The organism is Bradyrhizobium tropiciagri, from assembly GCF_001189845.1.
Classification (GTDB): Bacteria; Pseudomonadota; Alphaproteobacteria; order Rhizobiales; family Xanthobacteraceae; genus Bradyrhizobium; species Bradyrhizobium tropiciagri.
In genome coordinates, this window is record NZ_LFLZ01000029.1 from 14,590 (window position 1) to 30,310 (window position 15,721).

Sequence of the window (15,721 nt, forward strand, 5' to 3'; positions counted from 1 at the left end):
ATCGTTGGCCAAATGGGATTTATCCCGACAAGCGGCCAGACCGCGCGGGACGGCCGCGTTCTAAGCCATCGGACCGTTAAATGTCAACGGAGATGGGCCGATTTTCGGCCATATCCCGGCCTGGACCCCACGTCCGCCATTCCCCCATGCCATTGAGATCGCTTCGGAAACGGCGGCCGCAACGATTGTCGCGCCACGGGTCGTCCCGCCGGCATTCCCCGACGGCTGCCGCAAGACCGGCGAATCGTGCTTGCAGGCCGGACCCGGACCCATCGGACTTTCCCGGCCGAACCGGATCGGTCCGCAATGGCGCCCATCAACCTGACCGCTTGCGAAAATCGTTATATCATATAATTATTTTCCATCACCAACAAACACGCCGCCGGGGAAGCCGAATGCCCAAGCTCAAACTGCCTGACATCGAGAAGGTCGTCGCGATCGACATCCACACCCATGCCGAGGAGCCGTGCGGCATGCATGGCGACGACGGCTATGATGATTTCCAGGCGCAGATGGCCGACTATTTCAAGTCGCCGCACAAGCATCCGCCGACCGTGCCGGAGACCGCGGCCTATTACCGGTCGAAGAACATCGCTGCCGTGATCTTCCCGGTCGATGCCGAACGCGAGACCGGCTTTCGCCGCTACAACAATCTCGAAATGCTCGAGGTCGCATCCGATCATCTCGACGTGCTGATCCCGTTCGTCTCGATCGATCCGCACAAGGGCAAGCTCGGCGTCCGCGAGGCGAAGAGGCTGATCGAGGACTACGGCGTCCGCGGCTTCAAATTCCATCCGACCATGCAGGGCTTCTACGCCAACGACCGCATGGCCTATCCGCTCTATGAGGCGATCAATGACGGCGGCGCGATCGCGCTGTTTCATACCGGCCAGACCGGCGTCGGCTCGGGCATGCCGGGCGGCATGGGGATGCGGCTGAAATATTCCAACCCGATGTACATGGACGACGTCGCGGCCGATTTCCCCGACCTCAAGATCATCCTCGCACATCCCTCCTTCCCCTGGCAGGAAGAGGCGCTGTCGGTCGCGACCCACAAGCCGCACGTCTATATCGACCTGTCCGGCTGGTCGCCGAAATATTTCCCGCCGATCCTGGTGCGCTACATCAACTCGATCCTGCAGGACAAGATGCTGTTCGGGTCCGACTGGCCTGTCATCACGCCGGATCGCTGGCTCGCCGATTTCGCCAAGCTCGACATCCGCGAGGAGATCCGGCCGAAAGTCCTCAAAGCCAACGCGCGGAAGATTTTGGGCATCTGAGGGAGTATTGTCGGCGGCAAGCTTCGGAGGTGGTTCATGACCAGCTTCACCGGACTTGCCCTCGCTGCACTCGCGCTCTGGAGCATCGGCGCGCTCCCTGCGCCGGCGGCCGATAATCCGCCGCGCCTCGTCGAGTTCGAAAGTCCGCTGGCGGGACCGCAGGCGTTGCAGGGTTTTCTGCGCGTGCCCGATAGTTCCGGTCCCTCACCCGCGGTCGTGCTGATGCACGGCTGCGGCGGCGGCTGGCGAGGGGTCGACGAGCGCTGGGGCAAGCGGCTCGCCGAATGGGGCTATGTCGCGCTGACGATCGACCGCTTCGGCACGCGCGGCATCACGAGCGCGTGCACGGGCGGACTGCCGCCGTCGACATTGTATGATGCGTACCGCGCGCTGGACTATCTGGTCGGACAGCCGACGGTCGATCCGAGCCGGGTGGCCGTGCTGGGATTTTCGCAAGGCGCGACTCTTGCGCTGCTCGCGGTGGAGCGCGGCCAGATCGAAAGCTCCTCAACGGAAAAATTTCGCGCTGCGATCGGCTTCTATCCGCTGTGCGGCGGGGTCAAGGGCAACATGACCGTGCCGACGCTGATCCTGGTCGGCGAGCTCGACGACTGGGCGCCCGCGAACGCGTGCCGCAACCTTGCCGAGGGCAGCGACGACTGGGGCATGGCGCGCGAGAAGGACAAGGGGATTCCAATCGCGATCACGGTCTATCCCGGCGCCTATCACGATTTCGACGTGCCGCGCTACAGCACGCCGGCGCAGCAGCTCGGTCATCACCTCGAATTCAACGCGGCGGCCCGCGACCAATCCGTCGACGCACTCAGGAATTTCCTGTATTCGACGATCGGCGGGCAAGAGAGACCACAATGACAATCAACGCAATCGTCTTCGACGCCTATGGCACGCTCTACGACGTGCAGTCGGTGGCCGATGTCACCGAGGATGCATTCCCCGGCTATGGCGACATCATCACGCAGATCTGGCGCATCAAGCAGCTCGAATATTCCTGGCTGCGCACGCTGATGCGGCGCTACCAGGATTTCGCTGTCGCAACCCGCGATTCCCTCGCTTACACGCTGCGCAGCCTCGGCCTGCAATATGACGAAGCAACCTTCGCCCGCATCATCGACAAGTATCAGCATCTCGCGCTGTATCCGGATGCCGTCGCCGCGCTCGAGGCGATGAAGGACAAGAAGCTCGCGATCCTCTCCAACGGCAGCCCTGACATGCTGAACGCGCTGGTGCGCAATTCGGGGCTCGACCGGCTGCTCGATGCGACCATCAGCGTCGACGCTCACAAGGTGTTCAAGCCGGCGCCGGAGGCCTACACGCTGATCGAGGAGGTGCTGAAGGTGCCGCCCGCGGAGGTCTTGTTCATCTCCTCCAATCCATGGGACGCCTGCGGCGCCAAGGCGTTTGGACTCACCGTCGCCTGGATCGAGCGGGTGACGCCGGAAGCGATGGCGCTGGCCTGCGTCGAGAGCGAGACGGTCGCCCCATTGACGATGTTCAAGGCGCTGCGTACCCAGATGGACGAGCTCGGCGTCGTGCCCGATCACCGGATCCACGGTCTCTCCGAGCTTCCTGCCCTGGTGTCTGCCAGATCCTGACTAGCAAGGTCCTGAACTTCATGAGCATCGAGTCCGTCCGCGCCTTCTTCGCCGAGAAGGCGCCCGAAATCGCCGTGATCGAATCCACCACAAGCTCCGCGACCGTCGTGCTGGCGGCGGAGGCCTATGGCGTCGAGCCGGCGCGGATCGCCAAGACGCTGAGCCTGCGGGTCGGCGACCGCGTGGTGCTGATCGTCGCCGCCGGCACGTCGCGAATGGACAACAAGAAGGTGAAGGCAGCTTTCGGCGGCAAGCCGAAGATGCTCGGCCTCGACGAGGTCGCCGACATCACCGGCCACGAGGTCGGCGGCGTCTGTCCGTTCGGTCTGAAGACGCCGCTGCCGGTCTATTGCGATGTGTCGCTGAAGGCATTCGACGTCGTGGTGCCGGCCGCCGGCTCGACCCACAGCGCGGTGCGCATCACGCCCGACCGGATGGCGGAGCTGACCGCGGCCGAGTGGGTCGATGTCTGCGAAGTCAGGCCCTAAGGATTCTTGACGCGTTTTCTTGACGCGAACCGGCGTCCACTTCGCTCGAAAACGCTCTAGTCCTCATCATCGCCGGGCGCCGGTCGCGGCGGCGCAACCGGCGCCGGCTGGATCTGCTGTGGTGCGCGCGGCCGTTGCTGCATCTGCGGGTGCTGCGGCGCGCGCCCCTGGGTTTGCGGCTGCTGCGCGCTGGCGCTGGACTCGAATACGGCGCGACAGCCGCTGGAGAGTTGCGGCGTGTTCTGCCGCAGGCAGGCGACGATCCGGTTGGTGTCGGGAATCTGATCGCCACAGAGCCGCCACACATCCGGCGTGCAGGCCATCTGCTGTTCCCATGTTCCGCGATACTCCTGCGACGTCGCAGGCGTTGCGGCGGCGAGGCCGCCGATCGCGATCGCTACGCTCAGGACAATCCGCTGCGTCTTCATGCCCAGTGCCCTCGTTCGACGTGATTGATCCGCGCACGCGCGAGTTCCGCGCGGCGATTTGCTTCAGGTTGGCAAATGAATGCGGCCAAGGATCGTTGCAAGGAACGACGTTGCGGACAACTAAATGTGAAGGCGAATGGACCTGAGTTCCCTATTCGACCTTGCCGACCTTCTTCACTGCCGCGATCAAGCGCGCGCTGTCCCGCACGCGGGGCGAGGTGAGGCGGAGTCCGCCGGTGGATAGGTTGTCTAGCGCCTGCGCGCCGCCTTGCGGGTTTTTGCAGCCGGCCGCTTGCTGGCCGCGCCGCGCTTGGTTGCGGTCTTCTTGCTGGCGGCTGCGCGGCGGACCGGAGTAGCTGCAGCCGGACGCTTGCGCGCCACGGCCTTCGCCACAGCCTTCTTGGGCGCTCTCCTGGCCGTAGTCTTTGTCGTATTCTTGGCCGTGCTTTTAGCAGCCTTCTTGGCTGCTTTCTTCGCGGCTCGTGGGCGTGCGCGGCGTGCAATTGGCGCACTCCGGCGCCGTGCTCCGGCTCCGCCGACCGGCACGATGTGGTCGTTGGCATCCAGCGTGAGCTGCTGGAGCGGATAGGCCGGCAGGAAGCTCGGATCATTGTAGAGCTTGCTCAGGCTGCCCTGATCGAACTTGCCGCCCTGCCCGCGATCCTCGCCCGCACCGGCGCGCCAGGCCGCTTCCCAGACTCTCGCGAGCGTCTTGGCGCCGTCCTGCATGCAGCCGCCGTGGCATCCTTCAGCTTCGACCACATCAGGTCGACCTGGCCACTCCCCATGTGCGAGTTGAACAGATTGACGATCGTCATCGGCGGCAGGCGCTTCACCGTTCGCTGCATCAGCGCGACCACGGCGACGGCGGCATCGCGACCGGTCGGCGTTGCACCCGAAGCAATCTCCGCGACGTCGCCGGTCTTCGCGTCAGGGATCATCTTGATGAGATCCTTGCCGTGGCGGCCGATCATCGTGGTCTCGTACACGCTGTGCACCTTGGCGTGCTTCTTGTCGTTCGGATCGAGACCGTGATGGAATTGCGAAATGTGCAGCGGCTGGCAGGCATCGCCGATGTAATGCGCGACGATGCCCGCGGCGCAGACGAACTCCAGCTTCTTGTTGGCGGCGGCGTATTCGACCATCTCGTCGAAGATCTGCCAGACCCGGAACGGCAACGCGCCGCGCCGGTCCTCGCCGATCCCGTCGTAATAGTCATTCCAGACTTTTGGATCGACGTTGCGCGTCGACTCGGCGCAGAGATCGAGCAGCGTCTTGCCGTCCTTGCCCGGCTTGTCCATGTCGGCGAAATGGTTGCTTTCGTCGCTGTGCCGGGTGAAGCGCCAGACCAGGTCCGCGACGTCGGCCAGCGGCGCGAAGGTGCCGTGCTGATACGGCTTGAGGTCGGCAAGCAGCTTGTCGTCGAGGCCGATATTGTCGGAATTGGCATCCATCATGGCCGAGAGCTTGGGCAGCTTCGCATCGATCAGGCCGGTCGCGTAGGCGCCGATCTTGACGTGTCCCCACTCGCCCCAATACTCGGTGTGGCCGGCATTCCAGTCGCCGATCAACTCGACATCGAGCTCGCGGCACAGCGTCGCCATGCAGATGCCGAGCGCGACCTGCATCGGAACCTTGCCGCCTGACCCGAACAATTCCTGGCCGCCCCATTCGAGCGCCAGAGGGCTGAGGATGCGCGCGCCGCCGGCGTTCTTCTTGGCGTCCGGATCGTCGAGAAACCAGACCGTGCCGGAATCGCCGGGATAGTTGTTGAGCGGCGTGTCACCGTCGCGCGGACCGATCACGAAATCGCTGACATATTCCATGCCGCCGACGGTCTTGTAGCGATAGAACAGGCCGATGATCTTGCCCTTCATCAATCCGCTGGTCGCACCGAAGGCGATCAGCGGCTGGTTGATGATCTCGAGGCGGAAGGTGCCGACATTGAGATCGACGACGTCGCCGACCTGGCCGACGCCGTAGATCTGCGCGGTCCAGCCCTTGACGTCATCGACGCGGATCAATCCGGCATCGAGATTGGCCACCACGCGCGAGCCGGGCCAGCCGGGATAGACGTCGCTGAAGGCGCGCTTGCCGAGTTGCAGCGCATCGCTGACGCCGAGACGCCGGTCGGTGTTCTTGAAGCCGGCGAAGATCTCGCGTCCGGCCGCGCCGACCACGTGACGGTTGGAGAGTGCGAACACGGTCTCGCCATTGGTGACGAGACAGCCGATCGAGCCGCGATGGATCTTGCCCTGGATCATGGTCTGGACCGGGAAGCCGCCACCAACCAGATCGCTCTTGAACACCGGCGGATCGACGACGCCGGGGCTGCCCTCGTTCGGATCGACCTTGACGACGCAGGTGGGCACGACGCGGCCATCCGGCAGATACAGGAACGGAGGCACCAGCTGGTCCTGCTTCTCCGGATGGTTCTTCAACTCGGAGCGCTTCATCCAGTCGCGCACAAAGACGAGGATGCAGGGCCACGACCAGTCCTTGACCGACGAATTGAACAGCGTGCGCGGTCCGAGTGCCTGCGGCTTGGAGTGGTGCCGCCGTTCCGTCGCGTTGCGGTCGCTGTCGCGGATCAGATAGCGGCCGATCGCCGTGGCGTAGACCGATTGCAGATGGGCCAGATGCACATGATAGGCCTCGCGGGCATCGAGCAGATCTTTCACCGACAATGACGTGAAATCATGCTTGGTCAGATCAATCATCTGGTTCCTCCGGAAATGTGCTTTGCGGCAACAGGTTCAGGATGAAGAGATAGACGATCGCGCCTGCCCACGATCATGGGTTAGTTCACACAATCTATACAATTTAAAAGGGATGACACGAATGTGACGCCGCGCGCGGCCTTCGGCCTCGCCCGCGCGAGGGCTTCCGCTTCCGCAGCGTGCGCTCCGTTATTTTTCGCTGCGCGCGGCCCGCTACTTGCGCTGCGCGCGGCTCTCTACTTGCGCTGCGCGCGGCCCTTGGCGAAATGCTTGGCGAGGAAATCCGCCAGCACCTCGACGCGGGCGGGCCGCGGGCCGCCGGGCGGGGTGACGAGATGCACGGCGCCCTCGGGCTGCTTCCAGCCTTTCAGGATCACCTCGACCTCGCCGCGCGCGATCGCATCGCCGACGATGAAGTCGGGCAGATCGGCGATGCCGAGGCCGGCAATCAGGGCCGGCATTACGGCCTCGCCATTGTTGACGCGCAGCTGGCCGGCCGGGCGCACGCTCGCCTGCTCGCCCGACGCGTTGGTGTAGTGCCAGACGCCCTGGGTCGAGAGGTAGGCGTAGCCGAAGCATTTGTGCTCGGCGAGATGCATCGGATGGGTCGGCCGGCCGTTGCGCTTCAGGTAGGACGGCGCCGCCACCGTGTAGCGCGGCATGCCGCACAGCCGCCGCGCGATCAGCGAGGAATCCGGCAGCCGCGCGATGCGCAGGCCGGCATCAAAGCCTTCGCCGATCAGATCGACGGTCGCGTCGCTGAGATGCAGATCGATCGCGACCTCCGGATAGGCCTCCATGAATTCCGGCAGCAGCGGCGCCACGGTCTTGATGCCGAAACTCATCGGCACCGCGAGCCGTACCAGGCCGCGCGGCGTGGTCGATTGCGCCAGCGCCTCGTTCTCGGCGGCTTCGCCGTCGGCCAATAGCCGCGCGGCACGCTCCGACAATTTCTGGCCGGCGTCGGTCAGCGCCAGCCGCCGCGAGGTGCGGTTGAACAGCCGCGCGCCGAGCCGCTCCTCAAGCCGGCTGACTGCCTTTGAGACCGTGGCCTTGGACAGCGAGAGCTCGGTCGCAGCGGCGGCAAAGGACCGCAATTCCACGACTTTTGCGAAGATCGCGAGCGCCTCGAAGTCCGGCAGTTTCGACATGGTCAGCTGTCCCCGTTGCTCAATATTGGAAACAATGAGTTTCAATAGTTTCTATTTCTATACCACAGCCGAAGGCATATCCAAGAGCCAACGAGATCGAAACCAACGCATCGAACGGAGTAAACCATGATCGAACTGAAACCATTCGCAAAGCTGGGCGGTGCCGACCACGGCTGGCTGAAGGCCAAGCACCACTTCTCGTTTGCGAGCTACTACGATCCCGCCAATGTCAGCCACGGCGCGCTGCGGGTGTGGAACGACGACGAGATCGCGCCCAACTCCGGCTTCCCGGCGCATCCGCATGCCAACATGGAAATCATCACCTATGTTCGCGAAGGCGCGATCACGCACCAGGACTCGCTCGGCAACAAGGGACGCACCGAAGCCGGCGACGTGCAGGTGATGAGCGCCGGCAGCGGCATCCGTCACTCCGAGTACAATCTGGAGCCGTCCAAGACCAAGATCTTCCAGATCTGGATCGAGCCGACGACGCAGGGCGGTCAGCCGACCTGGGGATCGAAGCCGTTCCCGAAGTCGAACCGCTCCGGCAGGCTCGTCACCATCGCCTCCGGCATCGACGGCGACGATGACGCGCTGCCGATCCGGGCCAATGCGCGGGTGCTCGCCACCACGCTGAAGGCCGGCGAAAGCGCGGAATACGCCGCCGACAAGGCCCGTCACCTCTATCTGGTGCCGGCGGCCGGCAGCGTCGAGGTCAACGGCGTGCGCGTCAATGCGCGCGACGGCGCCGCGATCCGCGATGAAGCGACGCTGAAGATCACCGCGCTCGAGGATGCCGAGCTCGTGCTGGTCGACGCGGCCTGATCACCTTCACTCTGCAAGCGCGGACAGACGTCCGCGCTTGCTCCCCCTCAAGACATCTCCCTCTACCCAACCTCAAAAGGAGGCCATCATGGCCAAGGTTCTCGTTCTCTATTACTCCGCCTACGGTCACATCGAAGCGATGGCGAATGCCGTTGCGGAAGGCGCCCGCGAAGTCGGCGCCACTGTCGACATCAAGCGCGTGCCCGAGCTCGTGCCGGCCGAGGTCGCCAAGGCGTCGTACTACAAGCTCGACCAGGCCGCGCCGATCGCCACAATCGACGACCTCGCCAACTATGACGCGATCATCGTCGGCACCGGCACCCGTTTCGGCCGCATGGCCTCGCAGATGGCCAACTTCCTCGACCAGGCCGGCGGGCTCTGGGCCAGGGGTGCGCTGAACGGCAAGGTCGGCGCCGCCTTCACCTCGAGCGCGACCCAGCATGGCGGCCAGGAGACGACGCTGTTCTCGATCATCACCAACCTCTTGCATTTCGGCATGACGGTGGTCGGCCTGAACTACGGCTTTGCCGGCCAGATGAAGCTCGACGAGGTCACCGGCGGCGCGCCCTATGGCGCGACCACCATCACCGGCGGCGACGGCAGCCGCCAGCCGAGCGAGAACGAACTCGCCGGCGCCCGCTATCAGGGCCGCGCGGTCGCGGAGGCCGCCAGGAAACTACACGGCTAAACTTCACGGCTAAGCAGCGCGGCTGAACTTTACGGTTGGGTATCACGCCTGGCTTAACGGCCACGCGATAGGGCGGCACTCCCTGGCGATTGCCGCCCTATCTGCATCTTTTGGAAGCGACGGTTCCCGAGATCATCGGGACCATTTTCGTGATATGCCGCAAGACTTCCTGTCGGCGCAGCCACGAGGTTTGCCATGACCAACACACAGAAGACCCGCTGGCCGGAACTGCCGACCGCGGCGTGGCGCGACAGCTGTGCCACGCTCCAGCTCTTCACCCAGATCGCCGGCAAGATCCGGCTGGCGAAGTCGCCTTGGCTCAATCACTCCTGGCACGTCACGCTCTACGTCACGGCGCGCGGGCTGACGACCTCGCCGATCCCCGACGGCGACCGCACGTTCCAGATCGACTTCGACTTCATGGATCATGTGCTCCGGATCTCGACCAGCGACGGCACCGAGCGGCAATTCGCGCTGGCCGGCCAATCGGTCGCGAGCTTCTACGCGGCGACCATGACCAATCTGAAGGGCCTCGGAATCGACGTCGCCATCGACGAGATACCGAACGAAGTCACCGACCCGATCCCGTTTTCGCAGGATACGCAGCATGCGTCGTATGACGCCGATGCGGTGCGCCGGTTTCACCAGATCCTCGTGAACTGCGATCGCGTGTTCAAGCAATTCCGGACCGGCTTTCTCGGCAAGGCGAGCCCGGTGCATTTCTTCTGGGGCAGCTTTGATCTCGCGGTGACGCGCTTTTCCGGCAGAACGGCACCGCAACATCCCGGCGGCGTGCCCCATCTGCCCGACGCGGTGGCGCACGAGGCCTATTCGCACGAGGTCAGCAGCGCCGGCTTCTGGCCGGGCGGCGGCGCGATCGATTATCCGGCTTTCTATTCCTACGCCTATCCAGAACCCGCGGGCTATCGCAGCACGCCGGTGCGACCCGGCGCGGCATTCTTCAGCGAGGCACTCGGCGAATTCATCCTGCCCTACGACGCCGTGCGGGCGGCCGCAGACCCGGACAAGGTGCTGCTCGAATTCCTGCAATCGAGCTATGAGGCAGCAGCCATCAACGCGAACTGGGACCGTGCTGCGCTGGAATGCGCACCGGGCCAGCCGGGCGTGGTCAGAGCGCTCTAGTCCCGAATTTCCCAACCGGTGTCGTCAACACCGTCATTCCAGCACCTGCAACCGGCAAGTTCGCTTACGCCGCCGCCAGCGCCGCCTTGGGCGGTTCTTTGGGCAGGTCGACGATCTTGCCGAGATCGCTCTCGTCGAGGCGGAAGTCGATCGTCCGCCGCACGGCGCGTTCCCGCTTCACCGATTTGCCGTCACGCAGCAGCTTCTGCATCACCCGCTTTGCGAAGAAGACCGGACCGCGGATGCTGCGGCTGCGCGGCGCGTAGCCGAAGCGATGACGCAGCATGCCGTTGGCGAGATGCAGGATCCGGGTGCGGCGGATGTCGTCGTTCACATAGGAGATCGTCATCGAGATGTTGACGGTGTCGAGGTTCTCGACGCGATGCGGCGCATTGAGCGGCCAGTTCAGCATCTGGCCGGGCTCGAGATCGATCACCTGCGCATGCCAGTCGTACCAGGGCTCGTAGGGGATATCGACCTCGACGTCGAACAGCGCGATGTTCTCCAGATGCTCGGGCCGGATGAACGGCTGCGTATTGGGATAGATGTAGACCCGTTTGCGGCCGGCGATCTGGACCAGGCCCTGGCCCGGCAGATCGGCGTGGTAGTAGACCTGCGCATCGGGCGACGAAATCACGATGCCGGCCTGATGGGTCGGCGCGTCGAAGCCGGGAACCCTGGCCGCGATCTCGCCGAACATCCGCTCGATCATGTCGCGGTAGCGGCGGTCGATCGCGGTGACGTTGCGCAGGTTCAGCCACAGGCCGCCGCGCGAAATCGCCCCGATCACCTGATGGCCGCGCAGCCTGCCGATCTCGCCCTTCGCGCCAGACCCGGCTCGATCCCTTGGCGCCGGTCTTGACCAGGCTGTAATGCTCACGCGGATAGTGCTCGATCAGCTTCGCGAGATCGTCCATCGAGAACGCCGGCTGCTGGTGCACGGTATGCTCGAGCCGGATCGGCCGACGGCTCCAGAGCCTGGAATGGTTGTCATCCCAATTCGTGAAGATCCTGCCTGTCGTCATGGTCGCGCTCCTGGCGGCTGCGCCATTTCGCTTCAACCGATGTCCCGTTCCGGGACGAGCGGGCTGCTCTTGAGCACGGATTGGCAAGAACGGTGCCGTCGCGTATGCGCGCGGGGTTACGCAACGCTAATGTCTCGCCGATATGGCTAACCGCGACGTTCCCGGAGCCGGCCGCCATGGCCGACAGGACCGAATGACTGAACCACGTCGCCGCTGCAACATGATCGCGAGTTGATCGTCCAATGGCCCGGCTATCGTCGATCCCCGCCATCGTCGCCGCCGCATCCATATTGCTGTCCGTCGCCGCGCGGGCCTGCCCGGCCTTGATCGACGGCGTTCCCGCCGACCGGCTCGAGGCGCTGTCGCGCGGCGTCAATGCCGACGGCTGGATTGCCGATCCGCGCTCGGCGCCGCCGCGCGGCCTGCTGCTCGAGCTGCGCAAGGCCGGCCTGACCCACATCCGGCTGCCGGTGCCTGCCGACTTCATCATGCCGCGCTTCGCCACGCAGGCAGACATCGACGCCCGCCTGCAAACCGTCGATAGCGCGCTGAAGACCCTGCTCGGGCTCGGCTATGCGGTGTCGATCGACCTGCATTCGGGCCGGTACTTCAACGCGCTGCACAAGGACGATCCGCAGGGCGCGATGACCGAAATGAAGAGCGCCTGGCGCGAGCTGGCGCGGATCATCCAGCGCTACCCGTCCGATCGGGTGTTTGCGGAACTCCTGAACGAGCCTGAGGTCGATGCCGCGCAATGGCAAGGCGAAGCCCGGGAGCTGGCCGGCTTCATTCGCCAATTGCTGCCGCAAACCACGCTGATCACGGGCCCGGTCAACTGGCAGCGCGCGGATTCGCTGCCCGACTTTAAGCCACTCGACGATCCGAACGTCGTCTATGCCATCCACTTCTACGATCCGATGGTGTTCACCCATCAGGCTCATTGGGATCCGAACGAGCCGCTGCACGATGTCGTCGGATTGCCCTATCCGGCCCGCGCCGACGATCCCAGGGTGCAACAGCTGCGGGAACAGCTGACCGTGCTGAACAGGCCCAAGGCGCTCGCGATGGTCGATCGTGCCATCCCCGACCGCGGCATCGACAAATGGCTCGAACCCGCAGCCGCCTGGCAGCGGCAATATTCCCGTCCGATCATTATCAATGAGTTCGGGGTGCTCAAGGCCGGTGCGCCGCGCGACAGCCGGTTGCGCTGGCTCGCCGGCGTCACGGCTTACGCCCGGCAGCAATGCTGGGGCTGGACACATTGGGAAATGTCACAGGGCTTTGGCCTGGCCGACGCCGTCACCGGCAAGGCCGACCAAGGGGTGCTCAAGGCGCTGCTCGGAACCCGCTAGCGCGGTCTGGTTAACCCGTTTTTACACAATGCACGGCTAGATCGACGATGCGGTGTGGTGTGCCCACACGTCCGGTCATCTTAGGTCAGAGCCTGTGCAAGCAGAGATAGCCCCGCGGCCGCTGTTGGCCGGCGACTTGCTTCCGGCGCTCGGCATCGCCGTGGCATCGATCGCCTTCGCGCCAATCATGCAGGCGGCCAACGCCGGGCTCGCGATCGTCGTCGAAAGCCTGATCGGCTGCGCCATCGTGCTCGCGGCACCGGCCTACGCGCCGTCGATTGCCGTCTTCATCATCTTCTTCCAGAACCTGTTCGTCTCGATCCTGTCATCCTACATGACGACCGAGCAGGAGATGGATTTCGTCAAGGGCTACAATTTCCTCATATGCGCCGTCATGTGGCTGGTGACGCTGGCACTGTATGTGCTGCGCGAGCGCAAGCATTCCACTGACGTCGACCGGATCATGAAATGGGGGCTGATGACCCTCGCGGTTGTGACGGGGTATTTCCTGCTCGGCGCCACGCAGGATTCGCATGCGGCCCTCGTCTATCTGCGCAACATCGCGTTTCCGATCTTTCTGTTTCAGCTGTCGCTGCTGACCGCCGCAAGCTTCGAGATCCGCGTCACGCCGTTCCTGGTGGCCGTCGCAGCGCTGCTGATCGTCTGCGGATATGTCGAACTGATGTTCCGCGATTTCTGGCTCACCATCACCAATGGCTACACATTCTGGCATTTCGACGAGCTGAAGGCGACCCGCTCAGGAGCCTGGGAGGCCGAGATGCGCCAAACCGGCAACGTCCCGGTGGATCTGATCGACCGCTTCCGCTTCAGCTTTCTCAACAGCCCGCTGTTCGAGGAACTCGGCCTTTCGTCGATGATGCGCATCTTCGGACCGAACATGAGCCCGATCAGCTTCGGCTACGGGATCGCCTTCTCCATCCTGTTCTTGTTCGCGGTCGGATATCGCTGGCTGGCGCTGGCCGCGATCCCGCTGCTGATCTGCTGCAGCGTGAAGGGCGCGCTCATCCTGGTGATCTTCGTTGCCTTGGCATGGACCTCGACCTGGCTGCTCGGCGCGACCATCACGCTTGCCGTCGCGCTGGTCGGACTCGCGGGTTACGCGATCGTTGCGATCTATATCGGCCTCCAGATCGGCGACTTCCACGTGATCGGCTTCATGGGCGGCTGGGACGGATTCCGGCAGAACCCGATCGGCCGCGGGCTCGGCGTCGGCGGCAATCTTTCCGAAGGCTATTTCTCGATCGACTGGAACGCCGCGCAGGCGGCCGGCACCATGGACGGCGCGGTGGAAAGCGCGGTCGGCGTGCTGCTCTACCAGATGGGCATCGGCGCACTGGTGCCGCTCGGCTTTTTCTTTGCGATGGCGCTGAAGGCCTGGCGCCTCTACGCCTCGTCCGGAATCCTCATCCAAGGGCTCGCCGCGTTCGGCACGATGGTCGTGCTGGTGAACGGCATCTTCCAGGAAGAGGCGCTGTTTGCGCCGCCGGCGCTCGGGCTGTTGCTGTGCCTGACTGGGCTCGTGATCGGCCATCATTTGCGCACGCAAGGCGACGATCCAAAGGCCGCCGGCCGATAGCATACGCCACGCGGCAGGAAGCCCGGCCGCGTCGGACCGGGCCCTCTCGACCTTGCGCCGTCAGAGCGGTTTGATCTGCACCTTGCGGAATTTGACCACGCCCGAACCATACTGGAGCGCGACGTAGCCGCTGGCGTGCTTGGAGTCCTGCGCGTCGACGGTCTTCTGGCCGTTCAGCGTCACGACGAAATGCGGTCCCTGCGCCGTGATCTCGTAGACATTCCACTTGCCGGCCGCCTTCGGCATCGGATCGACCTTGCCGACGTCGACGATCGCGCCGGTGCCGTAGGTCGGGTCCGGCCGCTTGTCGAAGATGTTGACCTCGTAGCAGACCTTGGAGTCGATCGTCTTGTTGCCTTCGCAACGGATGAAGACGCCGCTATTGGCGTCCTCGTCGGTCCAGAACTCGGCGCGGATCTGGAAATCCTTGTATTGGGTCTTGCTGACGAGATAGGAGAGATCCTTGCCGTCGAGCTTGTCGGCGACCAGCGCGCCGTCCTTCATCGCCCAATTGGCCTTGCCGACCTCGTCCCAGTCGCCCTTCTTGGTGCTGTCGAGCAGCGTGACCCAGCCGTCGTCCCCCGATGCGGTGGTGGAGAATTGCAGCGCGGCCGCACCGATCACAAGTCCCGCCGCCAGTATCGACAGATGCTTCTTCAAGGTTGTCCTCCCGTCTTTTGGTTGGCGCGCAACCTATCATCGTCAGCCGCGACGTAAATGCGTTTTTGATATTGCAACTGCGTTGTGTCACGCGGCGCTGACGCAATCTTGAGGTCAGACATGCATGGACGCGTCTTGTCCGGCGCAAGCGAGAGCGACTAGCATCATGCGACATACGGGCGCAGCAGTTGCCCGAGCACACGGAACTCGGAGGATACGATGACGGCGTCGAGCCGGTCCTGGCGACACCTGATGACGCCGCTGCTGTTTGCCGGCACGCTGAGCGCCAGCTCCGCGGCCGAGCTCAATCCGGCCGCCGTCACCTACAAGCTGCCGGACCAGATTCCCTGGAGCCAGGTCGACGCGCGCGGCGCGCAGAATGCCGTCGTGGTCGGCGATCCGTCGAAGCCGGGCTTCTACATGGTCTACACCAAATGGACCAAGGGCAATCACTTCAGCCGTCCGCACTTCCATCCCAACGATCGCTACATCGTCGTGCTGAAAGGCACCTGGTGGGTGGGCTCGGGTCCGAAATTCGATCCCGATCACGGCACGGTGGCGATGCCGGCCGGAAGCTTCGTCACCCATTTCGGCAAGCAGGTGCACTGGGACGGTGCCAAGGACGAGGATGCCGTGCTGCTGATCATGGGCGAAGGCCCGGCCACCGCGACGGAAGTGGAGCAGAAATAGCCGGAGGCCGATGGCTGCGTTGCGCGCCGTGGGGGCGATGCTATCATCGCAGCCCTAAGCA

At 64.2% G+C, this 15,721-nt stretch carries 16 protein-coding genes; 10 read left to right on the forward strand and 6 right to left on the reverse strand.

Going from position 1 to position 15,721, the window contains the following annotated elements; all coding sequences use genetic code 11:
- Positions 1 to 395 precede the first annotated feature (395 nt).
- The 4 genes from AKN84_RS22665 to AKN84_RS22680 are packed head-to-tail and all read left to right on the forward strand — an operon-like array spanning position 396 to position 3,381.
- The gene (locus AKN84_RS22665; RefSeq protein WP_050422824.1) at positions 396 to 1,280 is read left to right on the forward strand and encodes an amidohydrolase family protein; all 885 of its coding nucleotides are present in this window, start codon (positions 396 to 398) and stop codon (positions 1,278 to 1,280) included.
- Between the two features lie 36 nt (positions 1,281 to 1,316).
- Positions 1,317 to 2,153 carry a dienelactone hydrolase family protein gene (locus tag AKN84_RS22670; RefSeq protein ID WP_050422825.1) on the forward strand — a complete coding sequence of 279 codons (837 nt, stop codon included), beginning with the start codon at positions 1,317 to 1,319 and terminating at the stop codon, positions 2,151 to 2,153.
- Positions 2,150 to 2,893 (forward strand): haloacid dehalogenase type II, encoded by a 744-nt coding sequence (locus tag AKN84_RS22675; protein ID WP_050422826.1) that lies wholly within the window; start codon positions 2,150 to 2,152, stop codon positions 2,891 to 2,893. Before AKN84_RS22670 ends, AKN84_RS22675 begins: the two co-directional genes overlap by 4 nt.
- A gap of 20 nt (positions 2,894 to 2,913) precedes the next feature.
- Positions 2,914 to 3,381 (forward strand): YbaK/EbsC family protein, encoded by a 468-nt coding sequence (locus AKN84_RS22680; RefSeq protein ID WP_050422827.1) that lies wholly within the window; start codon positions 2,914 to 2,916, stop codon positions 3,379 to 3,381.
- Positions 3,382 to 3,437: 56 nt separating this feature from the next.
- Here AKN84_RS22680 and AKN84_RS22685 read toward each other — a convergent pair whose 3' ends face one another.
- The 4 genes from AKN84_RS22685 to AKN84_RS22700 form a co-directional block, all read right to left on the reverse strand.
- Entirely contained in the window at positions 3,438 to 3,809 is a 372-nt protein-coding gene (locus AKN84_RS22685) for a hypothetical protein (RefSeq protein ID WP_050422828.1), read from the reverse strand.
- A 249-nt stretch (positions 3,810 to 4,058) separates the two neighbouring features.
- Positions 4,059 to 4,538, reverse strand: a complete 480-nt coding sequence (locus AKN84_RS22690; RefSeq protein WP_050422829.1) for a hypothetical protein — start codon at positions 4,536 to 4,538, stop codon at positions 4,059 to 4,061.
- Complete coding sequence (locus AKN84_RS22695; RefSeq protein ID WP_050422830.1) at positions 4,433 to 6,529, reverse strand: Nal1-like putative serine protease; 2,097 nt, start codon at positions 6,527 to 6,529, stop codon at positions 4,433 to 4,435. The genes AKN84_RS22690 and AKN84_RS22695 overlap by 106 nt, the downstream gene beginning before the upstream one ends.
- Before the next feature lie 236 nt (positions 6,530 to 6,765).
- Entirely contained in the window at positions 6,766 to 7,680 is a 915-nt protein-coding gene (locus AKN84_RS22700; protein ID WP_050422831.1) for a LysR family transcriptional regulator, read from the reverse strand.
- Positions 7,681 to 7,806: 126 nt separating this feature from the next.
- Here AKN84_RS22700 and AKN84_RS22705 point away from each other — a divergent pair, with 126 nt between their 5' ends.
- From AKN84_RS22705 to AKN84_RS22715, 3 genes are all read left to right on the forward strand, one after another.
- On the forward strand, positions 7,807 to 8,505 hold the full coding sequence (locus AKN84_RS22705) for a pirin family protein (RefSeq protein ID WP_050422832.1): 699 nt from the start codon (positions 7,807 to 7,809) through the stop codon (positions 8,503 to 8,505).
- 88 nt (positions 8,506 to 8,593) lie between these two features.
- Complete coding sequence (gene wrbA / locus AKN84_RS22710; protein WP_050422833.1) at positions 8,594 to 9,193, forward strand: NAD(P)H:quinone oxidoreductase; 600 nt, start codon at positions 8,594 to 8,596, stop codon at positions 9,191 to 9,193.
- A 195-nt stretch (positions 9,194 to 9,388) separates the two neighbouring features.
- Complete coding sequence (locus tag AKN84_RS22715; RefSeq protein WP_050422834.1) at positions 9,389 to 10,336, forward strand: DUF5996 family protein; 948 nt, start codon at positions 9,389 to 9,391, stop codon at positions 10,334 to 10,336.
- A 64-nt stretch (positions 10,337 to 10,400) separates the two neighbouring features.
- Here the strand turns inward: AKN84_RS22715 and AKN84_RS22720 are convergent, their stop codons facing one another.
- Positions 10,401 to 11,216: a cupin-like domain-containing protein gene (locus tag AKN84_RS22720; RefSeq protein ID WP_244485399.1), complete on the reverse strand. Its 816-nt coding sequence runs from the start codon at positions 11,214 to 11,216 to the stop codon at positions 10,401 to 10,403.
- A 387-nt stretch (positions 11,217 to 11,603) separates the two neighbouring features.
- Between AKN84_RS22720 and AKN84_RS22725 the strand changes: the two genes are divergently transcribed.
- Positions 11,604 to 12,713: a glycoside hydrolase family 5 protein gene (locus AKN84_RS22725; RefSeq protein WP_050422835.1), complete on the forward strand. Its 1,110-nt coding sequence runs from the start codon at positions 11,604 to 11,606 to the stop codon at positions 12,711 to 12,713.
- 94 nt (positions 12,714 to 12,807) lie between these two features.
- Positions 12,808 to 14,310, forward strand: a complete 1,503-nt coding sequence (locus AKN84_RS22730) for a hypothetical protein (RefSeq protein WP_244485400.1) — start codon at positions 12,808 to 12,810, stop codon at positions 14,308 to 14,310.
- 60 nt (positions 14,311 to 14,370) lie between these two features.
- Here AKN84_RS22730 and AKN84_RS22735 read toward each other — a convergent pair whose 3' ends face one another.
- A complete protein-coding gene (locus tag AKN84_RS22735; RefSeq protein WP_050422836.1) occupies positions 14,371 to 14,970 on the reverse strand; it encodes a 3-keto-disaccharide hydrolase in 600 nt (199 codons plus the stop codon).
- Between the two features lie 219 nt (positions 14,971 to 15,189).
- On the opposite strand from AKN84_RS22735, the gene AKN84_RS22740 reads away from it, so the two are divergent.
- Entirely contained in the window at positions 15,190 to 15,660 is a 471-nt protein-coding gene (locus tag AKN84_RS22740) for a cupin domain-containing protein (RefSeq protein ID WP_244485402.1), read from the forward strand.
- The last annotated feature ends 61 nt before the right edge of the window (positions 15,661 to 15,721 follow it).